Here is a 7,715-nt window from a genome sequence, read left to right as displayed (position 1 = left end):
GCCCTGCTGCGTTCGGCGATTTGCTCTTCCAGTTGCCTGTTCTGGGCCGCGATTTCCCGCAGGCCTTTCCGGGTCTTGTGGCGGGCAAGGAGGGTGGTCACCGAAAAGAGGATGGTGAGGACTGCCAGGACTTTCAGCGTGTTGGGCAGCCAGAGTGACTGCCCGTCGGCGCCGGGGGCGAGCATCGGCAGGTACTGATAGACCCCGACCCGCACGGTTCGCTCCGCCTGGGCGGAGACAGAGAACGCCGGGAGGATCAGAAGCAAGAGACAGTTGAGAATCCAGAGTCGCCGCATGGTGGTGTCGCTCAGGGGGTTTGGGTTGTGTTTGAAAGCGAACAAGGGGAATGGCCGGCTATTGGTTTTTCGGCTTTTGGGTGCAAAATATTAAGGATGGTGCGATTAGTTTCTGCATAGGTTGCAGGGCAACGTCCAGGGCGGCTGGAGTGCGGCGTTGGGAAAGGGGCCCGGGGCGGGGTCGCCCCGGGCCGACAGGGATCAGTATTTCTCGAATTCCTCGTCCAGATTGTCGGCGCCGCCGCCGAGGTCGAAGTCGACACCGCCGCCTGTGGCGGCCTTTGGCGCAGGCGCCGCGTTCGCCTTTCGTTCGAGGTGTGAGACGAGCGTCTGCTTCCGGGGTCTGGGCGCGGATCTGACCGGGCTCGAGCCGGTGCCATCCACCTTGAAGAAGGCGATGGTGTCCTGAAGCAGCTCGGCCTGTCCAGAAAGTTCCTCGGAGGTGGAGGCCATTTCCTCGCTCGCCGTGGCATTCTGCTGGATCACGTTGTCGAGCTGCTGGATCGCCTTGTTGACCTGCTCGGCCCCGGTGTCCTGCTCCTTGCTCGCCGCGGCGATCTCCTGCACCAGTTCGGCGGTCCGCTGGATGTCGGGCACCATTTGGGTAAGCATCTGGCCGGCCTTCTCGGCCACCTCCACCGAGCTGCCGGAGAGATCGCTGATCTCGGCGGCAGCCCCCTGGCTGCGCTCGGCCAGCTTGCGCACCTCCGAGGCGACGACCGCGAAGCCCTTGCCGTGCTCGCCGGCCCGGGCCGCCTCGATTGCGGCGTTGAGCGCCAGCAGGTTGGTCTGGCGGGCGATCTCCCCGATGATGGAGATCTTGCCGGCGATCTCCTTCATCGCCGAAACGGTCTGGGTCACCGCCTCCCCGCCCGACTTGGCGTTCTCGGAGCTCTTGATGGCGATCTTCTCGGTCTGCAGGGCGTTGTCGGCGTTCTGGCGGATGTTGGCGGCCATCTGTTCCATGGAGGAGGAGGCCTCCTCTGCGGCGGCGGCCTGCTCGGTGGCGCCCTGGCTCATCTCCTCGGAGCTGGAGGAGAGCTCCTGGCTCCCCGAGGCGACGTTGGTGGACGCCCTCTGGACCCCCTCGACCACGTCCCGGAGCTTGGCCACCATCGTCTTCATGGCGCTCAGGAGCTGGCCCGTCTCGTCCTTGGAGCGGACCTCGATCTCCATGTTCAGGTCCCCCTCGGCGAGGCGTTCGGCGACCTGGACCCCCTCGGCCAGGGGCCTGGTGATGCCCCGGGCGATGAAGAAGCCGAAAAGGAGCGCGACCAGGGCTCCGATGACCACGGTGACGAGGGCCATCGTTTTGTCGCTGCTGGCCATCTCCTTGGCGGCGACGCTGTTCTCGTGGGCGACCTTCGCGTTGAGCTCGGTCATCTCGTCGAGCAGGGCCATGACCGCCCCGAAGGCTTCCTTCTCGCTGCCGAGGGCGAGCCCGGCGGCGTCGTCGAGCAAGGCGATGTCGCGCCGGGTGTCCTCGATGGCCTCGGCGAAGACCCCCTCGATATGGGCCAGGGTCGGCAGGACCTCGCCAGCATAGACGCTGCGGGCCTGCCCGGTCTTCCCCGCGGCGAGCAGGGCGTTGATCTTCTCGCCGAGGCCGTGCAGCTTTGCGTGGGGCTCGGCGAACCTGCCGAGGATCGTCATGAACTCGGGGTCGCTGCTCCGGTAGCCGGAGAGCCACTTTCCGAGGCCGCACAGGCCCGGGTTGAGCTGGCCGGTGAAGGGCCGCCCCTCGCTGATCGCCTTGTCGACCGCGCCGACCCACTTGACGTGGTCGAGCTGGCGGGCGACGAGGATCCCCTCCAGGGTCTCCACGTCGTCCATGTTGACCTGGCCGACCAAGCCGATGAGTTTGGCGTGCTCGGCTTTCCAGCGCTCCCAGGCCGGCAGGAACTTCTGCCACAGGACGGCCTCCTCGCTCGTCTGGGGGAGGGGCTCGTAGATCGCCCACCCCTCGTCGGTCTCCTCCCAGAGGCCGTCGAGCTCGTGAAGGAGCTCCTGGCGGGTGGCATGGTCGATGCTCGAGGCGATCATGGTGCGCTCGGCGGCGAGGATGCCGTTGATCCCCTCCATGATCAGGCCCAGCCCCCGCACGCTCGGCAGGCGCACGTCGGCGATCTCGATGAGGCTCTCCTCGGTTTCGTCGATGCCCATCCAGCCCATGGCGCCGACGACGGCGCAGATCAGGGCGACGGTCGCAAAGGCGAGAGTCAGCTTGGTGAAGATCTTCATCCTTTCTCCTCCTTCATATCCTTTGTAAGTGCCCAAAAGCGGGCGATTCTTTAACCGGTATATGAATATCCGACTGGTCCGGGATGGCGGGTCCCCCTTCGCCAAGGGCAGGTGTGCCGGTTGTTTTCTTCCAGGCGGGGTCGGTCTTCCGAGTGCGGGCGGAAGTGAAGGACGTGGTGAAGATTTTTTCTGACCTCCCAATGCGGGGCGCCTGGTGCCCCTCCGGATGCTGCCCGACGTCTTCGTTGTGCTGGCTCCGTCGAAGGTCGGACCTGCCCGGGACGGGGATGTCCCGGGCAGGGAGTCATTAGTACTTCTCGAACTCGTCGTCCAGATTGTCCGCACCGCCGCCGAGGTCGAAGTCGACCCCGCCGGAGTTGGCCGCCTTGGCCACGGGCGCCGCGTTCGCCTTTCGCTCGAGGTGTGAGACGATCGGCTGCTTCTTGGGGCTGGGCACGGATCTGACCGGGCCCGAGCCGGCGCCATCCACCCTGAAGAAGGCGATGGTGTCCTGAAGCTGCTCGGCCTGGCTCGAGAGCTCTTCTGAGGTCGAGGCCATCTCCTCGCTAGCCGAGGCGTTCTGCTGAATCACCTGGTCGAGTTGCTGGATCGCCTTGTTGACCTGCTCGGCCCCGGTGTCCTGCTCCTTGCTCGCCGCGGCGATCTCCTGAACCAGTTCGGCGGTCCGCTGGATGTCGGGGACCATCTGGGTAAGCATCTCCCCGGCCTTTTCGGCCACCTCCACAGAACTGCCGGAGAGTTCGCTGATCTCGGCGGCCGCCGTGCCGCTGCGTTCGGCCAGTTTGCGCACCTCGGCTGCGACCACCGCGAAGCCCTTGCCGTGCTCGCCGGCGCGGGCCGCCTCGATGGCGGCGTTCAGCGCCAGAAGGTTGGTCTGGCGCGCGATCTCCTCGATGATGCCGATCTTCCCGGCGATCTCCTTCATTGCAGAGACCGTCTGGACCACCGCTTCGCCACCGGCCTTGGCGTTTTCGGCCGATTTGATGGCGATCTTTTCGGTTTGCATGGCGTTGTCGGCGTTCTGGCGGATGTTGGCGGCCATCTCCTCCATGGACGAGGAGGCTTCCTCTGCGGAGGCGGCCTGCTCGGTGGCGCCCTGGCTCATCTCCTCGGAAGAGGCCGAGAGCTCCTGGCTCCCCGAGGCGACGTTGTCCGAGGCGCTCTTGACGTTCTCGACCACCTCCTTGAGCTTGTCGACCATGCCCTTCACCGAGCCGTAGACGCTGTTGGCGTTCTTGCTGGTGATATCCATCTTCTCGGTGAGATCCCCATCGGCCAGGCGCTGCATGGCCTTCTCGATGACCGACGGGTCGCAACCGAGCTGTCCCAGCACCCCGCGGATGATGACCAGGGCGATCACCGCCCCCAGCGCCAGGGCAAAAATGCCGAGGATCACGATCATGCGCACGGCGTTGTCGTTGGAGGCCTGCAGTTGGGGACCGAGGGCGTCCTGCTCCTTCTTGACCCCGAGCTTGACGTCCTCGATGTCCTTGGCGATCTGGGGGCCGAGCTTGTCGAGGGTGTTGGTGATGACGTCGTTGCGCTCCTGGATGACCCGGACCACCTTGGCGAAGGCGGCCGAGTATTTCTCTTCCATATTCATGATGTCGGCCATCAGGGTCCGGCGCTGGGGGTTCTGCAGCGACTTGTCCATGATGGCCATCTGGTCATTGAGGGCCTCGAACTCCTTTTTCACCCGCTCCACGGCGCTTGCGTCGTTGGAGTCGAGGAACTTGACGACGTACAGGCGGGCCAGCAGCAGGTTGCGCATCCCCATGCTGGCGAGGTAGGCCGCCTCCATGTCGCCGTCTTTTTTGGCCGAGGTGATGATCTCTGTCAGGGCCTTCTCCATGGCCGGTCCCTGGGTGTCGAGTACATCGAAGACCAGTTCGTTGCGTTGTTCCTTGAAGGCGATGACCTTATCGAAGGCGTTGTCGTATGCCTTGAGCTTCTCGTCGGCCTGATCGACCAGGCGCGCCCGCTCCGGGTTGTTGATCTCTTCCTGAGCCTGGTCCAGAAAGCCCTGGGTCTTATCGGCGTAGTCCCGGTACTGCTGCAGGTCCAGGTCGCTGCCGGTGATGATGAAGTCCTTGACGTTCATGCGGACCATGAGCATGTTGGCCTGCACCCGGCCCGAGAGGTTGGTGTCGCGGGCCAGTCCCCGGTACTGGGAGAAGCCCTCGGAGGCCCCTTCGAGGGCCTGGAATCCTACTCCTCCCACGGCCACCAGGAGGACCAGGACGATGCTGAAGCCGAAAATGAGTTTTTTTGCCAGAGACATGTTCTTGAGCATAGTGATTACCTTCCTGAAGTCGATGCGGCTCCTGCAAAAGGGGTTCAGGCGCCGCGATTGAATAACAAACGGACCTATAATCAAAACAAAGAGAGATTGACTTTTGGTCACCTTCTTTTGGGTTGTAATTCCGATAAAAAAGGAATCAGGCCTCCGCGGCTTCGGGCAGGGGGGCGTCCCCGGCCGGCCCCCGGACAATGGCCAGCTCGTCCGAGGAGAAGACCTTGTCGATGTCGAGGATGATCACGAAGCGCTCGTCGCGCTTGCCCATCCCCCGGATGAACTCGGTGTTGAGGCGGGTGCCGATCTTGGGAGCCGGTTCGATCTGCTCCGGTTCCAGGTTGAGCACTTCCTGCACCGAGTCGGCCAGGGCCCCGAGGACCGTCGTTTCGCCCCCAATCTCGATCTCGACGATGATGATGCAGGTGTTGACGGTGCGCTCGGTGGCGGTGAGGCCGAACTTGAGGCGCATGTCGACCACCGGGACCACCGAGCCGCGCAGGTTGATGACCCCGCGCATGAAGTCGGGGGTCTTGGGGACCTTGGTTACCGCGGTGAAGTCGAGCACTTCGCGTACCTTGGTGATGTCGAGGGCGAAGACCTCCTCGTCCAGGACAAAGGTGAGGTACTGGGTCGCTTCCCTCTTCTCCTGTTCACTCATGAACCTTCTCCTTTTGTTGGTTCGGATTTCAAGGGGCGCAGGGCCCCTAAACGGGTCTTTGGGTCAGATGGCGCTGCGCTGCGGGCCTTCCTCCAGGAGTTCGGCCTCCCGCACCAGCTTGGGCACGTCGAGGATCAGGGCCACGCTGCCGTCGCCGAGGATGGTCGCCCCGGAGATGCCCTCCACGTCGCGGTAGAGGCGTCCGAGGGATTTGATAACGGTATGGTGCTCGCCGATGACGTGGTCGACCACGAAGCCGACCCGGCGGCCGGCCACCTGGGTGATGACGATCTGCTGGATGGCGGGGGTCTCCCCGGCCATGGCGAACTGCTCCCGCAGGGGGATGTAGGGGACGAGCTGGCCGCGCACGTGGGCCAGGTTGCGGCCGTGGGCCGCGGTCACGTCCTGGCGGGTGAGCTCGACGCCCTCCTCGACGGTCGACAGGGGCAGGACGAAGGCGTCCCCCCCGATGCTGACCAGGAGGCTCTCGACGATGGCCAGGGTCAGGGGGATCTTGATGGTGACGGTCGTCCCCAGGCCGTGCTCGCTGTCTAGGGAGATGCTCCCCTGCAGGGCGTCGATGGCTCGCTTGACCACGTCCATCCCCACCCCGCGCCCGGAGACCCCGGTGACCTTCTGGGCCGTCGAAAAGCCGGGCGCGAAGATCTTGGCGAAGAGCTCCCGGTCGGAGAGCTGGGCGTCCTGGGCTACCAGCCCCTTTTCCACGGCCTTGGCGAGAATCGTCTCACGGTTCAGGCCCCGGCCGTCGTCGCGGATGGTGATCAGGACGCTGTCTCCCGAATGGGTGGCGGCCAGGTGTACCGTCCCCTTGGGCGGCTTGCCGAGGGCGGCACGGTCCTCGGGCGTCTCGATGCCGTGGTCGATGCTGTTGCGGATGAGGTGGATCAGGGGGTCGTTGAGCTTCTCGATAACCGTCTTGTCGAGTTCGGTCTCCGCCCCCTCGGTGGCCATCTCGATCTGCTTGCCCAGCTCCATGGAGAGGTCGCGGACCAGGCGTTTGAACTTGCTGAAGGTGGAGCCGATGGGGAGCATGCGCATGTCGAGGGAGCTGTCGCGCAGCTCGGCGGTGAGGCGCTCCACCTCTTCGGAGATGGAGACGAGGTCCGGGTCGTTGCGGGAGGCGGCCGCCTGGGAGAGCCGGGCCTGGACGGTGACCAGCTCGCCGACCATGTCGACCAGGAAGTCGAGGCGTTCTGCGGGGACCCGGATGGTGGCGCCGGTCTGCTGGTCCTGGCGCTTCTGGCGCATCTCCCGCACCTGCTGCTGCTCGGCCAGGGCCGCCTCGATCTTGTCGGGGTGAATCCCCTTGGCCTGCATGAGCATTTCGCCGAGGGGCTTCTGTACGGAGAGGACCTCCTGCAGGGCGGCGGGGGAGAGGTCGCCTCGCTCGATGAGGATCTCCCCGAGACGCTTGTAGTCGTTCTCGCTCTCCAGGTTGTCGTCTTCGTCGATAACGTCGATGGTCAGTTCGGTGTCGTCCTCGACGAAGATGAAGACGTCCCGGATGGCGTTGAGGCCGCGGTCGGTGGTGAGGGCCCCCTCCCAGTAGGCGTAACAGGACTCGGGGTCGATCTCGCCGAGCAGGGGGATGTCCCCGGTCTGGGCCACGAGCCGGCAGGGGCCGAGCTCCTCGAGTTCCTGCAGCAGGGAGAGGGGCCGGGTGCCGCGCATGATGATGTCCCTCGGCAGGCGGATGCGCAGGCGGTAGGTGACGTTGGCGGAGGGCCTGGGTGCGGCGGGCGCATCGGCAGGCTCCGGGGTGGCTGCGTCCGCCTCACAGGCGCCCGGCAGCAGCCCGCGAAAGCCGTCGACGAGGCCCTGGCCGCGGCTGAAGATCGCAGCGGGATCCTCTCCGGAGTCGTCCAGCAGGGAGCGGATGTGGTCCTTGGCGGAGAGGGAGAGGTCGACCAGTGCCTTGGTGACCTGGAGTTTGCCGTTGCGCACCTGGTAGAAGACCGTCTCCACCTCGTGGGTGAAGGCGGCGACTTCGTCGAAGCCGAACATGGCCCCCGAACCCTTGATGGTGTGCATGGCCCGAAAGACCTGGGCGACCAGTTCGGAGTCGCCGCTGTTCTCCTCCAGTTCGAGCAGGGAGGTCTCCAGTTCGGCGAGCAGCTCGTTGGCCTCCTCCCGGAAAATCTCCTTTTGTTGATCGATCATGGCAAAGTCATCCTTTTCCCCA

Annotated in this window: 5 protein-coding genes; all 5 read right to left on the bottom strand. The window is 64.9% G+C overall.

Annotated elements, in window-relative coordinates; genetic code table 11:
• Positions 1-296, bottom strand: a 296-nt coding sequence (locus C0617_RS07910; RefSeq protein WP_291316481.1) for a hypothetical protein, incomplete at its 3' end; no start/stop codon positions are given.
• A gap of 201 nt (positions 297-497) precedes the next feature.
• Positions 498-2,537 carry a methyl-accepting chemotaxis protein gene (locus C0617_RS07905; protein ID WP_291316480.1) on the bottom strand — a complete coding sequence of 680 codons (2,040 nt, stop codon included), beginning with the start codon at positions 2,535-2,537 and terminating at the stop codon, positions 498-500.
• Between the two features lie 307 nt (positions 2,538-2,844).
• Positions 2,845-4,851, bottom strand: coding sequence for a methyl-accepting chemotaxis protein (locus C0617_RS07900; RefSeq protein WP_291316479.1), 2,007 nt, complete (start codon positions 4,849-4,851; stop codon positions 2,845-2,847).
• A 145-nt stretch (positions 4,852-4,996) separates the two neighbouring features.
• The gene (locus C0617_RS07895; RefSeq protein WP_291316478.1) at positions 4,997-5,512 is read right to left on the bottom strand and encodes a chemotaxis protein CheW; all 516 of its coding nucleotides are present in this window, start codon (positions 5,510-5,512) and stop codon (positions 4,997-4,999) included.
• A 63-nt stretch (positions 5,513-5,575) separates the two neighbouring features.
• Positions 5,576-7,693, bottom strand: coding sequence for a chemotaxis protein CheA (locus tag C0617_RS07890; RefSeq protein ID WP_291316477.1), 2,118 nt, complete (start codon positions 7,691-7,693; stop codon positions 5,576-5,578).
• Positions 7,694-7,715: the final 22 nt, after the last annotated feature.

The sequence above is a fragment of the Desulfuromonas sp. genome, from assembly GCF_002868845.1.
Lineage (GTDB): Bacteria > Desulfobacterota > Desulfuromonadia > Desulfuromonadales > BM501 > BM501.
The sequence above is the reverse complement of the archived record's forward strand: the minus strand, read 5'-3'. Positions and strand labels throughout refer to the sequence as shown.